Here is a 21,764-nt window from a genome sequence, read left to right on the forward strand (position 1 = left end):
CTCAAGGGAGCAACCGTGACCAGATTCGCCGACCGGGTCGCCGTCGTCACCGGCGCCGCGCAGGGCATCGGCGCCGCCACCGCGCACCGGCTGGCCGCCGAGGGCGCCGCCGTCGCCGTGGTCGACCTCGACGCCGAGCGCAGCCAGGGCGTCGCCGACGAGATCACCGCGGCCGGCGGCCGGGCCGTCGGCATCGGCTGCGACGTGACCGACCCGGAGGCGGTGGCCGGGATGACCGACCGGGTGGTACGCACCTACGGCGGGCTGCACGTGCTGGTGAACAACGCCGGCATCACCCGCGACGACCTGCTGTTCAAGATGCCCCTGCAACGCTGGGAGGCGGTGCTGACCACCAACCTGACCAGCATGTTCCTCTGCTGCCAGGCGGCCCAGCAGCACATGGTCGCGGCCCGGTACGGGCGGATCGTCAACCTCAGCAGCCGCTCCGCCCTCGGCAACCGGGGACAGGTCAACTACGCGGCGGCCAAGGCCGGCGTGCAGGGCCTGACCGCCACCCTCGCCATCGAGCTGGGCCTGTTCAACGTGACGGTGAACGCGGTCGCCCCGGGCTACGTGGCCACCGCGATGACCGCCGCCACCGCCCAGCGGGTGGGCAGCAGCCCGGAGGAGCACCAGCGGATGGTCGCCGAGCACACCCCGCTGCGCCGGGTCGCCCAGCCGGCCGAGATCGCCTCGGTGATCGCCTTCCTGGCCAGCGACGACGCCTCGTACGTCAGCGGCCAGACCCTGTACGTCAACGGCGGCGCGCGCTGAGGCGCGCGTACAGCTCAGCACCCGGAGGGGACATGGACTTCGCGCTTTCCGACACCGAGCGGGCCATCCGCGACACCGCCCGCGACTTCATCACCAAGGAGGTCATGCCGCTGGAGCAGGAGCTGCTGCGGCGGGAACGGGCGCACCGGCCCGGCCTGGAGCACAGCGAGCTGCGCGAGTTGCAGCTCAAGGCGCGCGCGTTCGGCTTCTGGGGGCTGGCCACGCCGGAGGAGTACGGCGGCATGGACCTGCCGGCGGTCACCCAGTCGCTGATCTGGACCGAGATCGGCCGCTCGTTCGTGCCGTTCCGGTTCGGCGGCGAGGCGGACAACATCCTGTTCCACTGCAACGAGGACCAGAAGCGGGAGTACCTGATCCCGACCATCGAGGGCGAGCGGCGCAGCTGCTTCGCGATCACCGAGCCGGGCGCCGGGTCGGACGCGGCCAACATCAAGCTGAGCGCCCGCCGCGACGGCGACGACTGGATCCTCAACGGCGAGAAGACCTTCATCACCGGCGGCAACGACGCCGACTTCGCCATCGTGATCGCGGTGACCGACCGGGAGAAGGGTGCCCGCAACGGCGGCGCCACCGCCTTCCTGGTGGACCGGTCGATGGGCTGGCGGTCGGAGTTCATCCAGACCATGGGCGAGGGCGGGCCGGCCTCGTTGATCTTCGAGGACGTGCGGGTGCCCGGCCGCAACATCCTCGGCGAGCTGGGGCAGGGCTTCACCCTCGGGATGGAGTGGATCGGCAAGGGTCGCTACACCATCCCGTCGCACGCGGTGGGCATCGCCGAGCGGGCGCTGCGGATGGCGATCGACCAGGCCAACAGCCGGCAGACGTTCGGCCGGCCGATCGGCGAGAACCAGGCGATCCAGTGGATGATCGCCGACTCCGAGACCGAGCTGGAGGCGGCCCGCTGGCTCATCCTGCGGGCGGCCTGGACCGTGGACCAGGGCATGGACCCCCGGCACGCCTCGTCGATGGCCAAGCTCTACGGGGCCGGCATGGTCAACCGGGTGGTCGACCGGGTGCTGCAGATCCACGGCGGGATGGGCTACACCCGGGAGCTGCCGATCGAGCGCTGGTACCGGCAGGTCCGGCTCTACCGGATCTTCGAGGGCACCGACGAGATGCAACGGCTGATCATCTCCCGCGACCTGCTGCGCGGCTACACCAAGCTCGGAGGGCACCTGGCATGAGGACCTTCGCCTCCCTCAACGAGCTGGCCGCGGCGGTCGGCGAGACCATCGGCCCCGGCGACTGGCAGCGGATCGACCAGAGCCGGGTCGACCTCTTCGCCGACGCCACCGACGACCACCAGTGGATCCACGTCGACCCGGAACGGGCCGCCACCGGCCCGTTCGGCGGCACCATCGCCCACGGCTACCTGACGCTGTCCCTGCTGCCGGCGCTGGTCGGCCGGCTCTACCGGGTGCAGGGGCTGCGGATGGGCGTCAACTACGGGCTGAACCGCGTGCGCTTCCCGGCCCCGGTCCGGGTCGGCGGCGCGGTGCGGGCCGCCGCCACCATCGCCGAGGTGTCCCCGGTGGACGGCGGCGTGCAGCTGGTCGCCGCGGTCACCGTGGAGAGCGACGCGGGCGGCAAACCGGTCTGCGTCGCCGAGACGGTCAGTCGGCTCTACGCGTGACCCTCGCGCCGGCCGGGCCCACGCGGCCCGGCCGGGCCGCCTAGAAGGCGTACCGGATCCGGCAGTACGGCGTCCGGGTCCCGATCAGCCCGGTCAGCGCGGCGACGTAGCGGCCCTTCTCGCCGGTGCGGTAACGCACGTTCCAGCCGCCGGTCTGCGAGCGCTTGGGCTGCTGGAGGTCCGGACGCCAGAGCAGCTCCTCGGCCTTCGGGTGCCAGCCGAGGTTGACCTCGTGCAGCCGGTCGTTGTGGGTGAGGAAGACGACCTCGGCGGCGAGCTGCGCCCGGGCCCGCGGCCCGATCCCGGCGTCGAGCTGGTCGAGCAGCTCCGCCCAGTCGTCGAGCCAGCCGTCGCGTACCACCACCGGGCTGAAGTTGACGTGCACCTCGTAGCCGGCGGCGACGAAGTCGTCGATGGCGGCGATCCGCTCGGCGACCGGTGAGGTGCGGATGTCGAGCAGCTTGGCGTCCCGGGCGGGCATCAGCGAGAACCGGATCCGGGTCCGCCCGCGCGGGTCCCAGTCGAGCAGGTCCCGGTTGACGTGCTTGGTGGCGAAGCTGGCCTTCGCGGTGGGCAGGTCGCGGAAGCAGGTGACCAGGTCCCGGACGTTGTCGCTGACCCGGGCGTCCAGCGAACAATCGGAGTTCTCGCCGATGTCGTACACCCACGCGTGCGGGTCGCACTGGTTCGGGGGTGTCCTTCACGCCCTGCCGGGCGACGTGACGGGACAGGTAACCGGTGATCCGCTCGATGTTGGCGAAGACCGTGACGGGGTTGCTGTAGCCCTTGCGCCGCGGCACGTAGCAGTAGGCGCACGCCATGGCGCAGCCGTTGGCGGTGGAGGGGGCGATGAAGTCGCTGGAACGGCCGTTCGGCCGGGCGGTGAGCGACTTCTTCACCCCGAGCACGAGGGTCTCGGTCTTGATCCGCACCCAGCGGGCCACGTTCGTCTCGTCGCCGTACAGCTCCGGAATGCGGGTGTGGCTGTCGATCTCGACCCGCTCGGCGTCGGGGAAGCGGGCCAGCACCTGCTGGCCCCGCGGCAGCGCGGCGGCCTCCGGCTCCACGAAGATCCGCCGGATGTCGAGCAGCCGGGACTGCGGGGCGACGTCAGTCACGAACCGGTACAACTCCGGACCGACCGCCCTTCCTCCCGCCCGCGCCGACGTTTCCCGCCGGGCGCGCCGGGTATCCGCCGCCATGCCCGCCGTGTCCCGCCGACGCCGCTGACGTGCCCGAGGGGCACCTGATCCACCGCTACGCCCGCGAGCAGCAGGCCGCGCTCGCCGGGCAGGTGCTCGCGGTCTCCAGCCCGCAGGGCCGCTTCGACCCCGGCCCGTACGACGGGCGGCGGCTGCGCGCGGTGGAGGCGTACGGCAAGCACCTGCTCTACCACCTGGACGGCAGCCCGACCCTGCACGTGCATCTCGGCCTGCGCGGGCTGTTCCTGCGATACGACGACCCGACCGCCGCCCCGCGCGCCGGGGTGCGGATGCGGCTGACCGGCGCCGCCGTCGCGTACGACCTGATCGCCCCGATCCGGTGCGAGCCGCTCCCGGCCGCCGGCGAACGGTCGCTGCGCGACTCGCTCGGGCCGGACCCGCTGCGGGCCGACGCCGACCCGGCGGAGGCGGTGCGCCGGCTGGCCGCCGTCCGGGGCGCGGTCGGCGCCGCGGTGCTCGACCAGGCGGTCTGGGCGGGCATCGGCAACGCCTGGCGCGCCGAGCTGCTCTTCCTCGCCGGCCTCGACCCGGACGCCCGGGGGATCGGGCCGGAGACGGCCCGGCGGCTGTGGGACCTCGCGGTGCGGTACCTGGCCCTGGGCCGGGACGCCGGCCAGGTGGTCAGTGACCCGGCGGCGCCGGACGAGCGCTGGGTGTACAAGCGGCAGGCGTGCCGGCACTGCGGCGCGCCGGTGCGGATGTGGGAGCTGGGTGGCCGCTCGGCGTACGCCTGCCCGGTCGACCAGCCACAAGCATGAGCCGGCGCCGTGCCGCACCGTGACCGGGCGTCTCACCCGGCCCGGGCGGCGGCCTCCGGGCGCCGGGCCGACCCCGGGTCGGGCTCGTCGGGAGAGCGGCGGGGCGGCCCCGACACCCCGGCCACCGCCTCCTCGACGCTGTCGAAGACCGGGAAGAGGCCGTCCAGGCGCATCGTGTGCAGCACCGTGCGGATGTAGCGGGACGGCGCCGCGAGGCAGAGCACCACCCCGCGCTCGCGGGCGTCCCGGTGGGCGCGGACGAGCAGCCCGAGCCCGGTGGAGTCGATCAGGTGGACCCGGGTCAGGTCGACCACCACGTGCCCGGGTACCTCCACCGCCGAGTGCAGGGCCGCGCGGAGCGCGTCGCCGCCGTCCAGGTCGATGTCGCCGGCGACGCTCACCACCGGGACGTCCTCGAGGTAGTCGATGCCCAGCACCGAGCCGGGGTGGCTGCCACCCGTCGGGTCGGCCGGCAGCGGCTCGCAGCGCGGGCAGCGGTGCGGGCCGGTGGCGAAGGGTGAGCCGCTCCAGCCGTGCTCGGCCACCAGCGTCCAGACGACCTCGGCGTCCGGCAGCACGCAGGCGGTCGCCCGGACGGTGTCGCCGCACGCGTCGCAGATCAGCGTCATCAGGTGCTCGTCGGGTACGACGGTCATGTCCTCTTCCTCGCGTTCCCTCGGCCGGTCCGTCCGGGCCGCGGCGCCGGCAGGGACGACCGTGCCGCGAAGCCCGGTCAGGCCGGGTCGGATCGCCCGTGCCCGGTGGTGACGGCGACCAGGGCGACGCCGGCCGCGGCCGACCCGATCTGCACGACGAGGTCGAGCAGGTCGAAGCGGCCGCCGGCGTCGGCGAGGCCGACCACCACCGTGCCGAGCACCGCGGTGACCACCCCGACCACCAGCGCCAGCCAGACCGGGATCTCCCGCCGGCCCGGTGCGGCGAACCGGCCCAGCGCCCCGACGGCGAGGCCGACGGCCACCGCCGTGCCGAGACCGGTCGCGGTCATGGCTGTCCTCCTCCGTACTCGGCCCGCGGTCGCGGGGTCACGACGGCGACGCGACCGTCGCCCTGCCGTACGTGCGGCCGGTCGGGCCGCCGGAGCGGGCCGCCCCACCGGCCGGCCGGGGGGCCATGCCGGCCGGTGGGGACGTCGTACCGGCCGGCGGAGGCGTCGCGTCGGCCGGTGGGGCCGGTTGCCCGGTGGCGGTCACCGGCAGCACCTGGTCCAGCCGGGCGGTCTGCAGGATCCGCTGGATCCGCGGGTTGGGGTCGCGCAGGCTCAGCACCGCCTGCCGGCGGGCGAGCCGCCGGTGCACGTCCAGCAGCAGGCCGATGCCGGCGGCGTCGATGTGCCGGCAGCCGGCCAGATCCACCACCACGTGCCCGGGGGAGAGCGCCAGCACCCGGTCGAAGGCCAGGCCCGTCACCGACAGGCCGGCCCGGTCCAGCTCCGTGCTGAGGGCCACCTCGATCAGTGGCACCGCCCACCCCGCCTGCGCTTTCGTCACCGCTCGCGCCTCCCCGCCGTCCGCTCCGGCACCCACCCTCCCGGCCGCCCTTGGCGCTGGTCGCGCGGTTCCATGACAGTTGCGTGACAAATCCGAGCGACGCCGGCCAGGGCTGGGCGACCGGCGGGCCGCCGGGGATGATGCGGATATGACGGGCGTGCTGGTGATCGAGGACGACGACCGGATTCGCCTGGCGCTGCTGCTGGCCCTGGAGGACGAGGGCTACACCGCGCGCGGGGCGGCCACGGCGGAGGAAGGGCTCCGGGCGCAGCGCCGGGACCCCGCCGACAACGTGCTCGTCGACCTGATGCTGCCTGGGCTGGACGGCTTCGAGTGCATCCGGCAGCTGCGCCGCGACGACGACGTGCCGATCGTGGTGGTCAGCGCCCGCGACGACACCCACGACATCGTCGCGGCGCTGGAGGCGGGCGCCGACGACTACGTGGTCAAGCCGGTCGCGATCAAGGAGCTGTCCGCGCGGCTGCGCGCCCTGCGCCGGCGGGCCCGCTCCGCCGCCCCGGCCGTGTCCGTGCTCACCTTCGGCGAGCTGGAGATCAGCCCGGAGGCGGGTGAGGTGCGCCGCGCCGGGCAGCCGGTGCCGGTCACCCGCACCGAGTTCCGGCTGCTCTGCGAGCTGGCCGAGCACGCCGGGCGGGTGCTGTCCCGGCAGCAGCTGCTGAGCCGGGTGTGGGGCTACGACACCGGCGACGAGCGGCTCGTCGACGTGCACGTCGGCCGGCTGCGTCAGAAGATCGAGAGCGACCCGGCCAACCCGCGCCACCTGGTCACGCTGCGCGGGCTCGGCTACAAGCTGCAGCGATGAGGCGGCTCGGCCTGCGGGCCCGGGTCACCGCCGGCTTCGCCGTCGGCGCGCTGCTGCTGGCGGCGTCGATGGCCCTGGTGTCGTACGAGCTGACCCGGCGGTCCCTGCTCGACGAGCGGGAACGCACCGCGCTGCGGGCGGCGTACTTCGACGCGGCCGTGGTGCGGGCGGGACTGGACACCGGGGCACCTGACGTGGTGGAGGTGCTGCGGTCGCTGGACACCGGCGGCAACCGCCGCCCGCTGCTGCACCGCGACGACCAGTGGTATCTGCGCAACGCCGACGACGGGCTGACCGCCGCCGTCCCCGGCGAGCTGCAGCGCCTGGTGCGGGGCGGGGAACCGGCGGTGCAGCGGGTCCGGATCGACGGCCAGCCGGCCCTGCTGGTCGGCGTGCCGCTGGCCGAGGCGGCCAGCTACTACGAGGTGACCTCGCTGCGGGAGCTGGAGGAGACGCTTCAGGTCCTCGCGCTGGCGCTCACCGCGGTGGCCATCATCGTCGGCGGGTCCGGCGCCGCCGTCGGCTGGTACGCCACCCGGCACAGCCTGCGGCCGCTCACCGCGGTCGCCGACGCGGCCGAGAAGATCGCGGCGGGCAACGTCACCGCCCGGCTGGCCCCGACCACCGACCCGGACCTGACCCGGCTCTCCACCTCCTTCAACCACATGGTCGACCAGCTCGCCCGGCGGATCGAACGGGACCGCCGGTTCGCCGCCGACGTCAGCCACGAGCTGCGCTCGCCGTTGCAGACGCTCTCCGCCGCGGCGAGCGTGCTGGCCAACCGCCGAAAGCAGCTCGACGAGCGGACCGCGCTGGCCGCCGGTCTGGTGGCCGACGAGGTCGCCCGCTTCCAGCAGCTGGTCAACGACCTGATCGAGCTGGCCCGCAGCGACCGGCCGGCCGAGCTGGCGCCGGTGGACGTGGCGGCGCTGGCCCGCGACGCCTGCCGGTCCCGCTCGCTGCCGGCCGCCCTGGTCCAGGTCGCCGCGGGCACCGCGACGACCTGGTGGGTGGACCGGCGCCGGGTGGGGCAGATCCTGGTCAACCTGCTCGACAACGCCGTGCGGTACGGCGGCGGGCCGGTCGCGGTGCGCCTCGCCCGGCGGGGCGGGACGGGCATCGTCGAGGTCGACGACGAGGGGCCCGGCGTGCCGGTCGCCGACCGGGAGGCGGTCTTCGACCGGTTCGTCCGGGCCCGGGCCGCCCACGCCCGCGCCGGTGGCGACGGCACCGGCCTCGGGCTGGCCCTCGTCGCCCAGCACGCCGCCGCCCACGGCGGTCGGGCCGAGGTCGGGGACCGGCCCGGCGGCGGGGCCCGGTTCCGTGTCGAACTGCCGGAGTCGGTCCGATGAGCGTGCGGACCGCGGTGGGTCGTCGGTCGGCCCGTCCGGTGGGGCGCCGCGCCGGGCTGGCCGCGCTGGTCCTGGTGCTCGCCGGGTGCGGGGTGCCGGCCGAGGACGCGCCACGCACCGTGCCGGCGCCGCACGGCCCGTTCCCGTCGGCGGCGACCGGCGAGGCGACCTCCCCGGCGGGACGGGTCGCCGAGGTGCTCTGCTTCGTCCGGGACGACCGCCTGGTGCCGGTGGAGCGACGGCTGGACGCGGTACCGTCGCCCGACGCCCAGCTGGCCCACCTGCTCGCCGGGCCGAGCGCCGCCGAACGGGACCGGGGCCTGACCAGTTCGCTGCCGGGGGCGGTCGCCAACGCCACCGTTCGGATCACGGGCACCCGCGCCGACGTCGAGGTCGACGCGGTCGACGACGGGGCGGGCCGCAGCGACGAGGTGCTCGCCTTCGGGCAGCTGGTCTGCACCCTGACCGCCCGGGCCGACGTGGCGACGGTCTCGTTCCTGCGCCGCGGGCAGCCGCTCGGCGTTCCGCGGGCGGACGGGTCGCTGGCCGAGCAGCCGCTCAGCGCCGCCGACTACACGCACCTCATCGCGGCCCGCTGACCGGCGCGGGCCGGGCGGCCGGCCCGGCGCCGGTCAGCCGGTCAGCCGGCCGTGCCCCACCAGAGCCCAGCTGAGCAGGACGAACGAGGCGGTCGAGGCGACCGCGCGGACCAGGTTCCAGCGCACCCAGGTGGCGGTGAAGCGGTCCCGCACGGCGGCCAGGTCCGGCACCCGGTCCGGGTCACCGGCGGCGAGCAGCTCGTCGTTCAGCGGCACGTTGACCCGGCCGGTGACCACCAGCACCACCAGGTAGAGCAGCAGCGCCGCGAGGATCCACGGCAGCAGGGCCCGGTGAGCCCCGCCGAGGTGCAGCGCCGCCGCCAGCGCGGTGCACACCAGCGCGCCGAGGAAGCTGACCAGGAACCAGCCGTTGACGATCGACTCGTTGATCCGCTGCATGGCGAGGACCAGGGTCCGGTCGTCCGCCCGGGCCAGGCCGGGCATCACCGCGTAGGCGAACGCCGCGAACAGGCCGGCCATCAGGCCGGTGGAGACCGTGGCGGCGAGCAGGGTGAGGGTACGCAGGACGGTCATCTCAGGCTCCCCACACGCCGGTCGCGGCGGCCGTCCGCGCGTACTCGCCGACGTCGCGGGGCGGCCGGCCCAACGCCCGTTCCACGCCGTCGGCCAGGCTGGCGTTGCGCCCGTCGAGGACCTCGGTGAACAGGTACGTCAGCAGCGCGACCACGTCGGCCGGGGCGCCGGACCGGTGCAGCGCCTCGGTGTACCCGGCCGCGGGGACCGGGGTGAACCGGACCGGGCGGCCGGCCGCGGCGGCGATCTCGGCGACCACCTGGGCGAACGTCAGCAGCCGGGGACCGGTCACCTCGTAGACCTCGCCGGCGTGCCCGTCCCCGGTCAGCGCGGCGACGGCGACGTCCGCGACGTCGTCCGCGTCGACGAACGGCTCGGCCACCCCGTCGACCGGCAACACCAGCTCGCCCCGGCGGACGTCGTCGGCGAACGCGCCCTCGCTGAAGTTCTGGAGGAACCAGCTCGCCCGCACCACCGTCCACCGGCCGCCGGCCGCGTCGACGACCTGCCGCACCGCCCGCTCGGCCTGCTCGGCCTCGGGCTCACCCCGCCCGGAGAGCAGCACCACCCGGTCCACCCCGCCGGCCACCGCGAGCCGGGTGAACGACTCCACGGCCTCGACGGCGCCGGGCACGGCCAGGTCCGGCTGGTACGACAGGTACACCGCGCCGACCCCGGCCAGCGCGTCCGGCCAGGTCGCCCGGTCGGTCCAGTCGAAGGGAGGCGTGCCGGTCCGGGAGCCGAGCCGGACCGGCCGGCCGAGCGCGGTGAGGCGGTCGGCGACCCGGCGACCGGTCTTGCCGGTGCCGCCGATCACGAGCACGGTCTGCTGGTTGATCGTCATGCCCTCCATCCAACGTCGGGTCGTCGCCGGTGGCCATGCGCGGGACGCGCGAGGGCATGCGCGTCCGTCTCGACCGGACCGCCGGCGACCTCCGCCGCCCCGGTACGCCGGGCCGGGTCAGCGGCCCTGGGCGCGGGCGGCCGGGGCACCGGGGCCGAAGGCGGTCAGGAACCGGTCGCGGAAGGCGTCCATCGGCCAGACCGGCGCGTCGGGCCCCGGTCGCAGGCCGTCCTGCCAGCCCCAGCCGGCGACGCGGTCCAGCACCGCCGGGTCGGCGGCGACGATGCTGACCGGCACGTCCCGGCTGGCGTCCTCGCCGGTCACCACCGGCGCGGGCTGGTGGTCGCCGAGGAAGATCAGCACCAGGTTCTCGTCCCCGTAGGTCTCCAGATAGGAGATCAAGGTGCGCACCGAGTACTCGACGGCCTTGCGGTAGCCGGCGCGGGGCTGCGACTTCGGGTTGGTGATGGCGGCGTCGCGGTAGACGCTGCCGTCGCCGACGGCGTCCCAGTCGATCACCTGCGGGATCCGGGTCCAGGGCGAGTGGCTGGAGATCAGTGGGATCTCGGCCATCAGCGGCGGGCGGTCGGCGACGTCCCGCTCCCGGCGCTGGAAGGTGGCCAGCGTGTACTGGTCGGGCATCGGGGCGTAGCTGAACTTCGGTCCCCGGTAGCCGAGGCCCGCGGCGTCGTAGTACCGGTCGTAGCCGAAGAAGGCGCCCTCCGGCCAGGGCTGGGTGGCGGCCGGCATCACTCCCACGGTGTCCCAGCCGGCTCGCCGGAACGCGCCACCGAGGGTGAGCCGGTCGCTGGCCAGCAGGCTGCGGTGGCGCTGCTCGTTGTCGATCCAGAGCCCGGACAGCAGCGTGTCGTGGGCCAGCCAGCTGCCGCCCCCGATCGTCGGCGAGGTGAGGAAGCCGCTGCGGGCCTGGAAGCCGGCGGCGCGCAGTCGCCCGGTGCCGGCGTCCAGCACCTCGCCGACCCGCGCGTACTCCGGATCCTCGACCGCGTCCCGCCCGTAGCTCTCCACGAAGGCGACGATCACGTCCTTGCCGCGCAACGCGGTGAGCAACTGCTCGCCGGGTGTCTCCCGGAACGGGTCGGCGCCCACCTGTGCGGCGAACGCCTCCCGGTCGCGCAGCCGCGCCTGCGCCTGCCGGGTGTGGTCGGCCACCAGGGCGGTGGCTTCGGCGTCGGCCACCGGCACCCCGGGCGCGATCCGCATCCCGGTGGCCGCGGCGACCACCCAGAGCGCCACCAGCGCGGCGACCACCCGCCGCGCCCCGAGGTGGTGCCGCGCCGCCAGCCCGGCCAGTCGCAGCGCCGCCGCGGTGAGGGCCACCAGCAGCGCCAGCACCAGCACCAGCGCCCCGACGACCGCGCCGGTGCCACCGGCCCGGCCGAACGAGTCGGTGAGGAAGCCGACCGCGTCGTCGAGCAGCGCCCAGTCGAGCACCACGTCGAACGGGCGGCCCAGCGCCGAGCGGAAGCCCAGGTCGGCGAGCTTCAGCACGGTCAGCAGGCCGAGCAGCGCCCCGGCCAGGGCGGCCACCACCCGCCGCGGCCGGCCCGGCAGGGCGAGCAGCAGGGCGGCCACCAGGAGCCCCTCCAGCGGGATGCGCAGGAACGCGCCGGGGGTGAGCTGCCCGGGCCGGCACGGCGCGGTCAGCGCGGCCAGCACCAGCAGGGCGGCCAGCGCGGTGGTGACCCGGGCCGCCACGGTCCGGCGGCGCCGGCCGCCGTCCCCGGCGCGGGTACGCAGACCGGGTGAGCCGGTCGGCGGATGGATCTCGGAGGCGGGGTCCGACGCCGACTGTCCGATCCGGTGCGGCGGCGTTCCGGACCCGTCCGGGCCGGTCGTCGGCGGGTGGGGTGGGTTGCGGGTCGACATCTAGGCTCCCGGGTTCAGCGCAGCGACAGCACGGGCGGGGCGACCGGCCGGTCCCGGCCGCCGGCCGGCTCGCCGGCGGGGCGCCGGCCCACCGGCGGCGCCGCCCGGCTGACGGGCGACGCCGGCCGGGCCACGCCGACGTCGACCCGGCGCGGCTGGACCGGCCGGACCGGGCGGTGCCGCCACAGCCACCCGACGTCGTGGCCGAAGGACTCCACCAGCAGCGCCAGCGCCACGGCCAGCACCACCACGGTCAGCGACCGCGGCAGCGCCCCGGACGCGGCGACCAGCAGCAGGACCCCCTGGACCGCGGCGACCACCTTGCGCCAGTAGCGCGCCGGCAGCGGCCGGCGCATCCAGGGCAGCACCCGGGCCGCGGCGACGAAGGCGTAGCGCATCGCGCCGATGGCGAGCACCCAACCGCCGGCCGACGGCGCCACGTACAGGCTGAGCACCAGGATCAGGAACGCGTCGACCTCCATGTCGAAGCGCGCCCCGAACGCGCTCGCCGTGCCGGTGCGCCGGGCCACCCGCCCGTCCACCGCGTCGAGCAGCAACGCCACGGCGGTCAACCCGACCAGCAGCCCGACCGGCGTGGGCCGGCCGGCGGCGTCCGCCACCAACGCCGTGACCCCGCCGACCAGGACCGCCCGGGCCAGCGTCACCCGGTCCGCCGGGCCGAGCCCGGCCGCCGGGGCCAACCCCCGGCTCAGCACGGCGCAGCCGAGCGTCGCGTACGCGAGCCCGGCCAGCCAACCCGCGGCGCCGAGGCCGACCGTTCCGGCGAGACCGGCGAGCAGGACAATCTGGACGATCAGCCCGATCACCGGACCAGTTCGAACCGTGGGCACCGTGCCTCCGTGTCTATGATCGACAACCCCTGACGGGGTACACGGAAAAACCGGCCGTTCGGTTCGGTCGGGTGAGGAGATGCCGGTGACCCGCGAGGCCCACGCCTTCTGGCTCCGCGCGCCGGGCCTGGGCGAGATCCGGCCGGTGTCGCTGCCCGCGCCCGGCCCCGACGAGGTCCTGGTCCGCACCTGTTACTCCGGGGTCAGCCGGGGCACCGAGACCCTGGTCTTCGCCGGTCGCGTGCCGGCCGGCCAGTACGCCGCGATGCGCGCCCCGTTCCAGGAGGGCGACTTCCCCGGCCCGGTGAAGTACGGCTACCTCAACGTCGGCGTGGTCGAGCAGGGCCCGGCCGAGCTGCTCGGGCGGACCGTCTTCTGCCTGTACCCGCACCAGACCGCGTACGTCGTCCCGGCCGACGCGGTGGTGCCGGTGCCCGACGCGGTGCCGCCCGCCCGGGCGGTGCTGGCCGGCACGGTGGAGACCGCGGTCAACGCGCTCTGGGACGCGCCGCCGCTGCTCGGCGACCGGGTCAGCGTGGTGGGCGGCGGCATGGTGGGCTGTTGCGTGGCCGCCGTGCTGGCCCGGTTTCCCGGCGTCCGGGTGGAACTCGTCGACGTCGACCCGGCCCGCGCCGCGGTGGCCGAGGCGCTGGGCGTGCGGTTCGCCACGCCGGAGCGGGCGGCCGGCGGCCGGGACCTCGTGGTGCACGCCAGCGCCACCGGCGCCGGGCTGCAACGCGCGCTGGACCTGCTCGCCCCGGAGGGCACCGTGGTCGAGCTCAGCTGGTACGGCGACCGCCCGGTGCAGGTGGCGCTGGGCGGCGCGTTCCACTCCGGCCGGTTGACGGTCCGGGGCAGCCAGGTGGGGGCGGTGGCGCCGGCCCGCCGCGGCAGCCGCACCTTCGCCGACCGGCTCGGGCTCGCCCTGGAACTGCTCGCCGATCCCGCGTTCGACGCGCTGATCACCGGCGAATCGCCCTTCGCGCGGCTGCCCGACGTGCTGCCCCGGCTGACCGCCGGCAGCCTGCCCGCCCTGTGCCATCTGATCAGCTATGACGGGAAGTGATCCGTGTTCAGCGTCACCGTCCGGGACCACATGATGATCGCCCACAGTTTCCGGGGGGAGGTCTTCGGCCCCGCCCAGCGGCTGCACGGGGCGACCTTCGTGGTCGACGCCACCTTCCGCCGGGCCGACCTGGACGCCGACGGGATCGTGGTTGACATCGGCCTCGCCACCGAGCAGCTCAAGGCCGTTCTCGGCGAACTGACCTACCGCAACCTCGACGACGAGCCCGCGTTCGCCGGCGTGAACACCACCACCGAGGTGCTGGCCCGGACGGTCGCCGACCGGCTCGCCGACCGGGTGCGCGCCGGCGACCTGGGCCCGGGCGCGCGCGGGCTGGCCGGCATCACGGTGACCCTGCACGAGTCGCACGTCGCCTGGGCCAGCTACGAACGGTCGCTCTGATGGCCACCGTGCACGTCGTGCTGCCGAACGACATCGACGACCCGGCCGGGCCGAGCGGCGGCAACCGCTACGACCGCCGGCTCTGCCAGGGCCTCGCCGCCGCGGGCTGGTCGGTGCGGGAGCACGCCGTGCCGGGCGGCTGGCCCCACCCGGCGCCGGCGGACCGGGCCGGGCTGGCCGGGCGGCTCGCCGCGCTGCCCGACGGCGCGCTGGTGCTCCTCGACGGCCTGGTCGCCTCGGCCGTGCCCGAGGTGCTGGCCCCGCAGGCCCGCCGGCTGCGCCTGGTGGCGCTGGTGCACCTGCCGCTGGGCGGGGACGCGGAGGCCGCCGCGCTGGCCGCGGCCGCGGCGGTGCTCACCACCAGCGAGTGGACCCGCCGCCGGCTGCTGGCGGCGTACCCACTGCCGGCCGACCGGGTGCACGTCGCCCCGCCCGGGGTGGACCCGGCGCCGCCGGCACGCGGCACCGCCGCCGGCTCGGCGCTGCTCTGCGTCGCCGCGGTCACCCCGCACAAGGGACACGACGTGCTGGTGGAGGCCCTCGCTGCGGTCGCGGAGACGCCCTGGACCTGCGTCTGCGCGGGCCCGCTGGACCGGGATCCGGACTTCGTCGCCGGGCTGCGCCGGCGGATCGACGCGCACCGGCTCGCCGACCGGGTGCGACTGGTCGGCCCGCTGGCCGGCGAGCGGCTCGCCGCCGGGTACGCCGGCGCCGACCTGCTGGTGCTGGCCTCGCGCGGCGAGACGTACGGGATGGTGGTCACCGAGGCCCTGGCGCGCGGGATCCCGGTGCTGGCCACGGCCGCCGGCGGGCTGCCGGAGGCGCTCGGCCGGGCGCCGGACGGAACCCCGCCCGGGTTGCTGGTGCCGCCGGACGACCCGGCGGCGCTCGCCGGCGCGCTGCGCCGCTGGCTCGGCGACCCGCCGCTGCGTGACCGGCTGCGCGCGGCGGCCCGCGCCCGGCGGGACACCCTCGACGACTGGACGCTCACCGCGACGCTCACCGCCAAGGTGCTGAAGGAGGCGATGGCGGCATGACGGTTTCCCTGCCCCCGGACTTCGCGCGGTGGCTCGCGCTGCGGGAGGCCGCCGACGCTGCGGCCCGCTCGGTGGAACTGGTGGACCGGGTCCGCGGCCGGCTGGCCGGCGGCGGGCCGCTGGTGGTGCACGACCTCGGCGCGGGCACCGGCTCCCTGGGACGGTGGCTGGCCCCGCGGCTGCCCGGCCCGCAGCGCTGGGTCCTGCACGACGGCGACGCGGACCTGCTGCGCCGGGCGGCCGTCGGGATGGCCGGCGTGGTCGCCGCCGACGGCACGCCGGTCATGGTCCGCACCCGGCAGGGCGACCTGACCCGGCTCACCGCCGCCGATTTCGCCGGCACCTCGCTGGTGGCCGCCTCCGCGCTGCTCGACATGCTCACCGCCGACGAGGTCGACCGGTTGGTCGGGGCGTGCGCCGGCGCCGGCTGCCCGGTGCTGTTCATGATCTCGGTGACCGGGCGGGTGGAGCTGACCCCGGCCGATCCGCTGGACGAGGAGGTTGCCGCGGCGTTCAACGACCACCAGCGTCGTACCGTGGCCGGCCGTGCCCTGCTCGGTCCGGACGCCGTGGAGGCCACCGTCGCCGCGTTCGCCCGGCGCGGCGTCGGCGTCGACGTGCGCCCCAGCCCGTGGCGGCTCGGCCCGGACCAGGCCGAGCTGGCCGCCGAGTGGTTCACCGGTTGGCTGGACGCGGCCTGCGAGCAGCGGCCGGAGCTGGCCGGCCCGGCCGTGGCGTACGCCCGGCGCCGGCTGGCCGACGCGGCGGCCGGCCGGCTCGACGTGGTGGTCCGGCACAGCGACCTGCTGGCCGGCGGTGATTGAACCGGCGGGCCCGCCGGCACGTGCCTACCAGCAGGAAGATCGTCGTGCGGGGAGGGCTCGGGTGGGGGCGGAGACGGACGGCGCCGCGTCGACGCGGCCGGGACGGTCGGGCTGGGCCTGGGCGCGCACCGTCGGCGGGCTGGGCGTGCTCGCCGTCCTGCTCGGCTGGCTGGGCACCGGCCCGTTCCTGGCCGGACTGCGGCTGATCGACGCCCGCGCGCTGGCGGCGGCGCTCGGCATCGGCGTGCTCACCACGGTGTGCTGCGCCTGGCGGTGGAGCCTGGTCGCCGGCGGGCTCGGGGTGCGGCTGCCGCTGCGCACCGCGGTGGCGCACGTCTACCGCGCGGTGTTCCTGAACGCGACCCTGCCCGGCGGGGTGCTCGGCGACGTGCACCGGGCGGTGCGGCACGGGCGGGACGTCGGCGACGTCGGCCGGGGCATCCGCGCGGTGGTCTGGGAACGCGTCGCCGGCCAGGCCGTGCTCGCCGGGGTCGCGCTGGTGGTGCTGCTGGCCTTCCCGTCCCCGGTGCGGCCGTACCTGCCGGCGGTCACCGCGCTGGCGGTGGCGGCCGGGCTCGGCGCGGCGCTGCTGGCCCGCGCGCTGCCCCGCTCCGGCCCGTCGCGTTGGGCGCGGGCGCTGCGCACCGCGGCGGCGGACGTCCGCGCCGGGCTACTCGCCCGGCGGACCTGGCTGGGCGTGCTGACCGCCTCCGCCGTCGCGGTGGCCGGTCACCTGGCGACGTTCCTGCTCGCGGCGCGCACCGCCGGCTCCACCGCGCCGCTGACCCTGCTGGCGCCGCTGACCCTGCTCGCCCTGCTGGCGATGGGGGTCCCCGCCAACGTCGCCGGCTTCGGGCCACGCGAGGGCGTGGCCGCGTGGGCGTTCGGCGCCGCCGGCCTGACCGCCGCCGAGGGGGTCGCCACCGCGACGGTGTACGGGGCGCTCGTGCTCGTCGCGAGCCTGCCCGGCGCCGCCGTGCTGGTGGCCCGACGTGTCCGCGTGCCCGCCGGCACCGTCCGATGAGGAGATCCATGTCCGAAGCACCGCCTCCCGCCACCGTCCGTACGCAGGTCACCGTCCCGCTGCGGTTCCCCGACGGGTACGCCACCGCCGCGCGGGTGTTCACCTTCGACGGCCTGGCCGACGGCCGGGAGCACCTGGCGCTCGGGCTGGGGGACTGGACGGGGGCCCGCGACCGCGGCACCGCCGGCGGCGCCCCGCCGCTGGTCCGCCCGCACAGCGAGTGCCTGACCGGCGACGTCTTCGGCAGCCAGCGCTGCGACTGCGGCCCGCAGCTGCGCGAGGCGGCCGAACGCATCAGCGACCGCGGCGGCTTCCTGCTCTACCTGCGCCAGGAGGGGCGGGGCATCGGCCTGTACGCCAAGCTCGACGCGTACGCGCTGCAGGACGCCGGGCTGGACACCTACGAGGCGAACGAGGCGCTCGGGCACCGGCCGGACGAGCGGGACTACACCGTCGCCGCGCAGATGCTGGCCGCCCTGGGCGTGCCCCGGATCGCGCTGCTGAGCAACAACCCGGACAAGGCCGCACAGTTGCGCCGGCACGGCGTGACGGTGGCCGGGCGGGTCGCCACCGGGGTGTACCTCTCCCCGGCCAACGCCGGCTACCTGGCGGCGAAGGCCAGCCGCGGCGCGCACGACCTCGACCTCCCGCTGGTTGGTCCGTGACTGAGCGCCCGTACGTCCTGCTCAGCTGCGCGACGTCGATCGACGGTTACCTCGACGACGCCACGGAGCAGCGGCTGCTGCTGTCCAACGCGGTGGACCTGGACCGGGTCGACGGGGTCCGGGCCGGCTGCGACGCGATCCTGGTCGGTGCCGGCACCGTCCGGCGGGACGACCCCCGGCTGCTGGTGCGTTCGGCGCAGCGCCGGATGGCCCGCGTCGACCGGGGCCTGCCCGCGTCACCGACCCGGGTCACCCTGACCGCGACCGGTGACCTCGACCCGGCCGGCCGGTTCTTCACCGTCGGCGAAACCGACCGGATCGTCTACTGCGCCACTGCCGCCGTGGAGAAGACCCGACATCGGCTCGGCGCCCTCGCCGACGTGGTGGACGCGGGCGAGCCGGTCGACCTGGCGTGGACGCTGGCCGACCTGGCCGCCCGGGGCGTACGCCGGCTGATGGTGGAGGGCGGCGCGAGCGTGCACCGGCAGTTCCTCACCGCCGCGCTCGCCGACGAGCTGCACCTGGTGGTCGCGCCGTTCTTCGTCGGCGACTGCCGCGCGCCGCGGTTCGCCGGCGACGGCCGGTTCCCGTGGCACCCGGGTTGTCGCGCCCGGGTGGCGGAGGTGCGCCAGATCGGCGACGTGGTGCTGGTGCGCTACGCCCTGTCCGACCGCTGCCCCGGGGGCTGACGGGCCGGGCCCGCGGTTGACGACGCCGCCACCCGGCGGCGAGGGTGGCGCGAACCGGCGGTTCGGGCCCCCGGCGCCGCGCCCGCGCCGCATCCGCCACCCGAGGGGGTCCCATGCGGTTCAGCGTCATCCTGCCCCACGCCGGCGACGTCCGACCACCGCCGAGCGTGCGGTCGAATGGGAGCAGGCCGGGGTGGACGTGCTCTGGGTGCCCGAGGCGTACGCCTTCGACGCGGTCACCGTGCTGGGTTTCCTGGCCGCCCGGACCCGGCGGGTCGGCCTCGGCTCGGCGATCCTGCCGATCTACACCCGTACCCCGGCGCTGCTCGCGCAGACCGCCGCCGGGCTGGACGCCCTCTCCGGCGGCCGGGCGCTGCTCGGCATCGGCGCTCCGGACCGCAGGTGGTGGAGGGCTGGCACGGGTCGCCTACGACCACCCGGTGGCGCGTACCCGGGAGGTCGTCGAGCTGTGCCGGCGGGCGTGGCGCCGGGAGACGCTGCGCCACGACGGCCACTACCGGCTGCCGCTCCCGCCGGAGCAGGGCACCGGGCTGAGCCGGCCGCTGAAGATGCTGACCCGCCCGGTCCGGGAGCGGATCCCGATCTACGTGGCGTCGCTCGGCCCGGCGAACGTGCGGATGACCGCGGAGGTCGCCGACGGCTGGCTGCCGGCGCTCTTCCCGCGAGCAGGCGGCGCGGGTGTGGGGGGAGGCACTGGCCGCCGGCGCCGCGCGGCGGCCGGCCGAACTCGGCCCGCTGGAAGTGGTCGCCGGTGGCCCGTTCGCCATCGGCATCGACCTGACCGCGGCGTTCGCGCACGCCCGCCGGTGGATCGCCCTCTACGTCGGCGGGCCCGGGGCCGCAACTTCTACCACGACCTGGTGTCCCGGTACGGCTACCCGGCTGAGGCGGACCGGATCCAGGAGCTCTACCTGTCCGGGCGGAAGGCGGAGGCGGCCGTCGCCGTGCCGGTCGAGTTGCTGGAGGCGGTCAGCCTCATCGGTTCACCCGGTCGCGTTCGCGAGCGGGTGGCGGTGGGGATGCCACGCTGCTGGTGCACAAGGGCGCCGAGTTCGAGGAGGCCGGTGTGGTGCCGCCGTGGAGTCGGCGGACTCGGAGGAGTACGCGTGAACGTCTACCCGGCCGGGGTGGAGGCGGCTCTGCTGGCCCACGAGGCGGTCCAGGACGTGGCCGTGCTCGGGGTGCCGGACGAGGAGTTCGGTGAGCGGGTGTGCGCGGTGGTGCAGCTGACCGGGCAGGGGCTCGCCGCCGCCGACGCGCCCGCCACACTGGACCGGCACTGCCGCACCGGCTGGCCGGGTTCAAGGTGCCCCGGGTGTGGCGGGTGGCCGACCGGCTGCCCCGCGACGAGACCGGCAAGCTGCGCCGCGAGGCGCTGCTGTCGCTGGCGCCGCGACCGCCGGCCGCCGCGCGCTCCTAGCGACCGGGCAGCACTCGCCGCAGCGCGCGGGTGGAGCCGGGTTCCGCCCCGATCGGGCTGTGCTCACCCGAGCCGGGTCTTCTGCACCTTGCCGAGGGCGTTGCGAGGCAGCGCGTCCACCAGGTGCACCCGGCGGGGTCGCTTGTGGACCGACAACAGGCGGGCCACGAAGTCGATCAGCTCCGTCTCGGTCACCCCGTCGCCGACCACGTACGCGGTCACCTGCTGGCCCAGCACCGGGTCCGGGGTGCCCACCACCGCCGCCTCGCGTACCCCGGGATGGGCCAGCAGCGCGTCCTCGACCTCCCCGGCGCCGATCCGGTAGCCGCCACTCTTGATCAGATCGGTCGAGGCGCGCCCGACGATCCGGTGCCGCCCGTCCGGGCCGATCGTGGCGATGTCGCCGGTGCGGTACCAGCCGTCGCCGGTGCGGGTGGCCGCGTCCGCGTCCGGCCGGTTGAGGTAGCCGTCGAAGAGCGTCGGACCCGAGACCACCAGCTCTCCCATCGCCGACCCGTCCGTGGGCAGCGGGTCGCCGTGCTCGTCGGCCAACCGGGTGCGGACGCCGGGCAGCGGCAGGCCCACGCAACCGGCCTCGCGGGGCCCGTCCGCCCGGGCGCTCACCGTGATCAGGGTCTCGGTCATCCCGTACCGCTCCACCACCCGGTGCCCGGTGAGCGCGCGCAGGCCGGCGAAGACCGCCGCCGGCAGCGCCGCGCTGCCGGAGACCAGCAATCGGGCCCGGCGCAGTGCCCGGGCGGCCGACGGATCGGCGCAGACCCGGGACCAGACGGTCGGCACCCCGAAAAGCAGCGTCCCGCCCGCGGCGGCGTACCGCTCGGGGTGGGGGCGTCCGACATGGTCCAGCCGGCTGCCGTGTCGCAGCGGCCCGAGCAGACCCAGCACCAGTCCGTGCACGTGGAACAGCGGCAACCCGTGCACCAGCAGGTCGTCGGGACTCCAGGCCCAGGCGTCGGCGAGCCCGTCCAGGCAGGCGGCGATCGCCCGGCGGGAGAGCAGGACCCCCTTGGGCAGCCCGGTGGTTCCACTGGTGTAGACGATCAGCGCGGGCCGGCCCGGGCCGGGCTCCGGGTGGCTGGACGAGGAGACCAGGTCCGGTGACACGGGGACCACCGGCAGTCCGCCGCCGTCGATGTCGTCCCCCTCGGCGGCGAGCACGGCGGCCGCGGCGGAGTCCCGCAGGATGTGCTCGCGTTCCATCGGCCCGGCGTCGGGCGGCACCGGCACCACGGTGACGTCCGCCAGCAGCGCGCCGACGACCCCCACCACCGTCTCCAGCGACGGGGTGGCCAGCACGGCCACCCGCTCCAGCCCGCGGATGCGGTCGGCGACCGCCGTGGCGCGGGCCAGCAACTGCGCCCGGGAGACCGACCGGCCGGCCACCCGGACCGCGTTCGGAGGGTCCTCCGGGGCCTCCGACAACGCCGTCAACAGGGTCACGTCGTCGCCTCTCACGAGCAGCGGGGCGGTCGCCGGCGGGCGGACCGGAGCCCGGTGGCGCGGGCCCGGCCCGACCGTAGCCACCGCCCGGGCATGCCCACCACCCCTGGCGCCGGGTCGGTCCCGATCCCGGCATGCCGGCGAGGGCCGTCCACCCGTCCTCCCCCGACCGACCGGGTCCTGCACCGACTGTCCTGTCTGTACGGTTCGCGGGGTGGCTCGGGCCACGGACTGTCTCCCCACCCGGTGGCAGGGAGGGATTACTGTCGGAATCCTGCCTGTGCGAGTTCGCCGACCAGCAGCACAGTGGGCAGGGTCGGCGCACCGGCGGGCGTCGCGTCGACG

General features: G+C 76.1%; 22 protein-coding genes and 5 pseudogenes. 17 read left to right on the plus strand and 10 right to left on the minus strand.

Going from position 1 to position 21,764, the window contains the following annotated elements:
* Positions 1–15: 15 nt before the first annotated feature.
* From fabG to ACVCAH_RS19895, 3 genes are read left to right on the plus strand one after another with little or no spacing between them, the layout of a single operon-like run.
* Complete coding sequence (gene fabG / locus ACVCAH_RS19885; RefSeq protein WP_447137672.1) at positions 16–774, plus strand: 3-oxoacyl-ACP reductase FabG; 759 nt, start codon at positions 16–18, stop codon at positions 772–774.
* A gap of 32 nt (positions 775–806) precedes the next feature.
* The gene (locus tag ACVCAH_RS19890; RefSeq protein WP_447137673.1) at positions 807–1,979 is read left to right on the plus strand and encodes an acyl-CoA dehydrogenase family protein; all 1,173 of its coding nucleotides are present in this window, start codon (positions 807–809) and stop codon (positions 1,977–1,979) included.
* Entirely contained in the window at positions 1,976–2,428 is a 453-nt protein-coding gene (locus ACVCAH_RS19895) for a MaoC family dehydratase (RefSeq protein WP_447137674.1), read from the plus strand. Before ACVCAH_RS19890 ends, ACVCAH_RS19895 begins: the two co-directional genes overlap by 4 nt.
* 40 nt (positions 2,429–2,468) lie before the next feature.
* On the opposite strand, the gene ACVCAH_RS19900 is transcribed toward ACVCAH_RS19895, so the two are convergent.
* Together ACVCAH_RS19900 and ACVCAH_RS19905 are read right to left on the minus strand one after the other, a co-directional pair.
* Positions 2,469–3,092, minus strand: coding sequence for a spore photoproduct lyase family protein (locus ACVCAH_RS19900; RefSeq protein WP_447137675.1), 624 nt, complete (start codon positions 3,090–3,092; stop codon positions 2,469–2,471).
* Positions 3,093–3,219: 127 nt separating this feature from the next.
* Positions 3,220–3,630 (minus strand): annotated as a pseudogene (locus ACVCAH_RS19905) (spore photoproduct lyase family protein); the annotation flags it as partial.
* 29 nt (positions 3,631–3,659) lie between these two features.
* Here ACVCAH_RS19905 and ACVCAH_RS19910 point away from each other — a divergent pair.
* On the plus strand, positions 3,660–4,409 hold the full coding sequence (locus tag ACVCAH_RS19910) for a DNA-formamidopyrimidine glycosylase family protein (RefSeq protein WP_447137676.1): 750 nt from the start codon (positions 3,660–3,662) through the stop codon (positions 4,407–4,409).
* 32 nt (positions 4,410–4,441) lie between these two features.
* On the opposite strand, the gene ACVCAH_RS19915 is transcribed toward ACVCAH_RS19910, so the two are convergent.
* The 3 genes from ACVCAH_RS19915 to ACVCAH_RS19925 all read right to left on the minus strand — a co-directional run bounded on the left by ACVCAH_RS19915 (position 4,442) and on the right by ACVCAH_RS19925 (position 5,917).
* Positions 4,442–5,065 carry an STAS domain-containing protein gene (locus ACVCAH_RS19915; RefSeq protein WP_447137677.1) on the minus strand — a complete coding sequence of 208 codons (624 nt, stop codon included), beginning with the start codon at positions 5,063–5,065 and terminating at the stop codon, positions 4,442–4,444.
* A gap of 77 nt (positions 5,066–5,142) precedes the next feature.
* Positions 5,143–5,415, minus strand: a complete 273-nt coding sequence (locus ACVCAH_RS19920; protein WP_447137678.1) for a GlsB/YeaQ/YmgE family stress response membrane protein — start codon at positions 5,413–5,415, stop codon at positions 5,143–5,145.
* Positions 5,416–5,452: 37 nt separating this feature from the next.
* Positions 5,453–5,917 (minus strand): STAS domain-containing protein, encoded by a 465-nt coding sequence (locus ACVCAH_RS19925; protein ID WP_447137679.1) that lies wholly within the window; start codon positions 5,915–5,917, stop codon positions 5,453–5,455.
* A 148-nt stretch (positions 5,918–6,065) separates the two neighbouring features.
* Between ACVCAH_RS19925 and ACVCAH_RS19930 the strand changes: the two genes are divergently transcribed.
* Genes ACVCAH_RS19930 through ACVCAH_RS19940 form a run of 3 tightly spaced genes read left to right on the plus strand, consistent with a single transcriptional unit; the run spans position 6,066 to position 8,691 of the window.
* Positions 6,066–6,740 (plus strand): response regulator transcription factor, encoded by a 675-nt coding sequence (locus ACVCAH_RS19930; protein ID WP_447137680.1) that lies wholly within the window; start codon positions 6,066–6,068, stop codon positions 6,738–6,740.
* Entirely contained in the window at positions 6,737–8,092 is a 1,356-nt protein-coding gene (locus ACVCAH_RS19935) for an ATP-binding protein (RefSeq protein ID WP_447137681.1), read from the plus strand. Before ACVCAH_RS19930 ends, ACVCAH_RS19935 begins: the two co-directional genes overlap by 4 nt.
* The gene (locus ACVCAH_RS19940) at positions 8,089–8,691 is read left to right on the plus strand and encodes a GerMN domain-containing protein (RefSeq protein ID WP_447137682.1); all 603 of its coding nucleotides are present in this window, start codon (positions 8,089–8,091) and stop codon (positions 8,689–8,691) included. The genes ACVCAH_RS19935 and ACVCAH_RS19940 overlap by 4 nt, the downstream gene beginning before the upstream one ends.
* 33 nt (positions 8,692–8,724) lie before the next feature.
* On the opposite strand, the gene ACVCAH_RS19945 is transcribed toward ACVCAH_RS19940, so the two are convergent.
* From ACVCAH_RS19945 to ACVCAH_RS19960, 4 genes and pseudogenes are all read right to left on the minus strand, one after another.
* Positions 8,725–9,225 carry an anthrone oxygenase family protein gene (locus tag ACVCAH_RS19945; protein ID WP_447137683.1) on the minus strand — a complete coding sequence of 167 codons (501 nt, stop codon included), beginning with the start codon at positions 9,223–9,225 and terminating at the stop codon, positions 8,725–8,727.
* 1 nt (position 9,226) lies between these two features.
* Positions 9,227–10,069 carry an NmrA family transcriptional regulator gene (locus tag ACVCAH_RS19950; protein ID WP_447137684.1) on the minus strand — a complete coding sequence of 281 codons (843 nt, stop codon included), beginning with the start codon at positions 10,067–10,069 and terminating at the stop codon, positions 9,227–9,229.
* A 117-nt stretch (positions 10,070–10,186) separates the two neighbouring features.
* A complete protein-coding gene (locus tag ACVCAH_RS19955; RefSeq protein ID WP_447137685.1) occupies positions 10,187–11,959 on the minus strand; it encodes a sulfatase in 1,773 nt (590 codons plus the stop codon).
* Between the two features lie 158 nt (positions 11,960–12,117).
* Positions 12,118–12,810, minus strand: a pseudogene (locus ACVCAH_RS19960) (CDP-alcohol phosphatidyltransferase family protein); the annotation flags it as partial.
* 85 nt (positions 12,811–12,895) lie between these two features.
* Between ACVCAH_RS19960 and ACVCAH_RS19965 the strand changes: the two are divergent.
* The 10 genes and pseudogenes from ACVCAH_RS19965 to ACVCAH_RS20010 all read left to right on the plus strand — a co-directional run.
* Positions 12,896–13,876, plus strand: a complete 981-nt coding sequence (locus tag ACVCAH_RS19965) for a dehydrogenase (protein ID WP_447137686.1) — start codon at positions 12,896–12,898, stop codon at positions 13,874–13,876.
* Between the two features lie 3 nt (positions 13,877–13,879).
* Positions 13,880–14,278, plus strand: coding sequence for a 6-pyruvoyl trahydropterin synthase family protein (locus ACVCAH_RS19970; protein WP_447137687.1), 399 nt, complete (start codon positions 13,880–13,882; stop codon positions 14,276–14,278).
* On the plus strand, positions 14,278–15,315 hold the full coding sequence (locus ACVCAH_RS19975; protein ID WP_447137688.1) for a glycosyltransferase family 4 protein: 1,038 nt from the start codon (positions 14,278–14,280) through the stop codon (positions 15,313–15,315). The genes ACVCAH_RS19970 and ACVCAH_RS19975 overlap by 1 nt, the downstream gene beginning before the upstream one ends.
* On the plus strand, positions 15,312–16,139 hold the full coding sequence (locus ACVCAH_RS19980; protein ID WP_447137689.1) for an SAM-dependent methyltransferase: 828 nt from the start codon (positions 15,312–15,314) through the stop codon (positions 16,137–16,139). Before ACVCAH_RS19975 ends, ACVCAH_RS19980 begins: the two co-directional genes overlap by 4 nt.
* A gap of 61 nt (positions 16,140–16,200) precedes the next feature.
* The gene (locus ACVCAH_RS19985) at positions 16,201–17,163 is read left to right on the plus strand and encodes a lysylphosphatidylglycerol synthase transmembrane domain-containing protein (RefSeq protein ID WP_447137690.1); all 963 of its coding nucleotides are present in this window, start codon (positions 16,201–16,203) and stop codon (positions 17,161–17,163) included.
* A gap of 8 nt (positions 17,164–17,171) precedes the next feature.
* Entirely contained in the window at positions 17,172–17,828 is a 657-nt protein-coding gene (locus tag ACVCAH_RS19990) for a GTP cyclohydrolase II (protein WP_447137691.1), read from the plus strand.
* Positions 17,825–18,517, plus strand: a complete 693-nt coding sequence (locus ACVCAH_RS19995; RefSeq protein ID WP_447137692.1) for a RibD family protein — start codon at positions 17,825–17,827, stop codon at positions 18,515–18,517. The genes ACVCAH_RS19990 and ACVCAH_RS19995 overlap by 4 nt, the downstream gene beginning before the upstream one ends.
* A 208-nt stretch (positions 18,518–18,725) precedes the next feature.
* Positions 18,726–18,848: pseudogene (locus tag ACVCAH_RS20000) on the plus strand (LLM class flavin-dependent oxidoreductase); the annotation flags it as partial.
* 109 nt (positions 18,849–18,957) lie between these two features.
* Positions 18,958–19,491 (plus strand): annotated as a pseudogene (locus tag ACVCAH_RS20005) (LLM class flavin-dependent oxidoreductase); the annotation flags it as partial.
* Positions 19,492–19,719: 228 nt separating this feature from the next.
* A pseudogene (locus ACVCAH_RS20010) lies at positions 19,720–19,770 on the plus strand (hypothetical protein); the annotation flags it as partial.
* A 251-nt stretch (positions 19,771–20,021) separates the two neighbouring features.
* Here the strand turns inward: ACVCAH_RS20010 and ACVCAH_RS20015 are convergent.
* The gene (locus tag ACVCAH_RS20015; protein ID WP_447137693.1) at positions 20,022–21,419 is read right to left on the minus strand and encodes an acyl-CoA synthetase; all 1,398 of its coding nucleotides are present in this window, start codon (positions 21,417–21,419) and stop codon (positions 20,022–20,024) included.
* Between the last annotated feature and the right edge of the window lie 345 nt (positions 21,420–21,764).

It is taken from the genome of Micromonospora sp. LZ34 (genome assembly GCF_052981855.1).

Coding starts and splice junctions, on each gene's coding strand:
- ACVCAH_RS19930 (WP_447137680.1), top strand. CDS start 6,066: ATGACGGGCGTGCTGGTGATCGAGGACGACGACCGGATTCGCCTGGCG.
- ACVCAH_RS19920 (WP_447137678.1), bottom strand. CDS start 5,415: ATGACCGCGACCGGTCTCGGCACGGCGGTGGCCGTCGGCCTCGCCGTC.
- ACVCAH_RS19990 (WP_447137691.1), top strand. CDS start 17,172: ATGTCCGAAGCACCGCCTCCCGCCACCGTCCGTACGCAGGTCACCGTC.
- ACVCAH_RS19895 (WP_447137674.1), top strand. CDS start 1,976: ATGAGGACCTTCGCCTCCCTCAACGAGCTGGCCGCGGCGGTCGGCGAG.
- ACVCAH_RS19950 (WP_447137684.1), bottom strand. CDS start 10,069: ATGACGATCAACCAGCAGACCGTGCTCGTGATCGGCGGCACCGGCAAG.
- ACVCAH_RS19915 (WP_447137677.1), bottom strand. CDS start 5,065: ATGACCGTCGTACCCGACGAGCACCTGATGACGCTGATCTGCGACGCG.
- ACVCAH_RS19890 (WP_447137673.1), top strand. CDS start 807: ATGGACTTCGCGCTTTCCGACACCGAGCGGGCCATCCGCGACACCGCC.
- ACVCAH_RS19980 (WP_447137689.1), top strand. CDS start 15,312: ATGACGGTTTCCCTGCCCCCGGACTTCGCGCGGTGGCTCGCGCTGCGG.
- ACVCAH_RS19975 (WP_447137688.1), top strand. CDS start 14,278: ATGGCCACCGTGCACGTCGTGCTGCCGAACGACATCGACGACCCGGCC.
- ACVCAH_RS19955 (WP_447137685.1), bottom strand. CDS start 11,959: ATGTCGACCCGCAACCCACCCCACCCGCCGACGACCGGCCCGGACGGG.
- ACVCAH_RS19945 (WP_447137683.1), bottom strand. CDS start 9,225: ATGACCGTCCTGCGTACCCTCACCCTGCTCGCCGCCACGGTCTCCACC.
- ACVCAH_RS19935 (WP_447137681.1), top strand. CDS start 6,737: ATGAGGCGGCTCGGCCTGCGGGCCCGGGTCACCGCCGGCTTCGCCGTC.
- ACVCAH_RS19940 (WP_447137682.1), top strand. CDS start 8,089: ATGAGCGTGCGGACCGCGGTGGGTCGTCGGTCGGCCCGTCCGGTGGGG.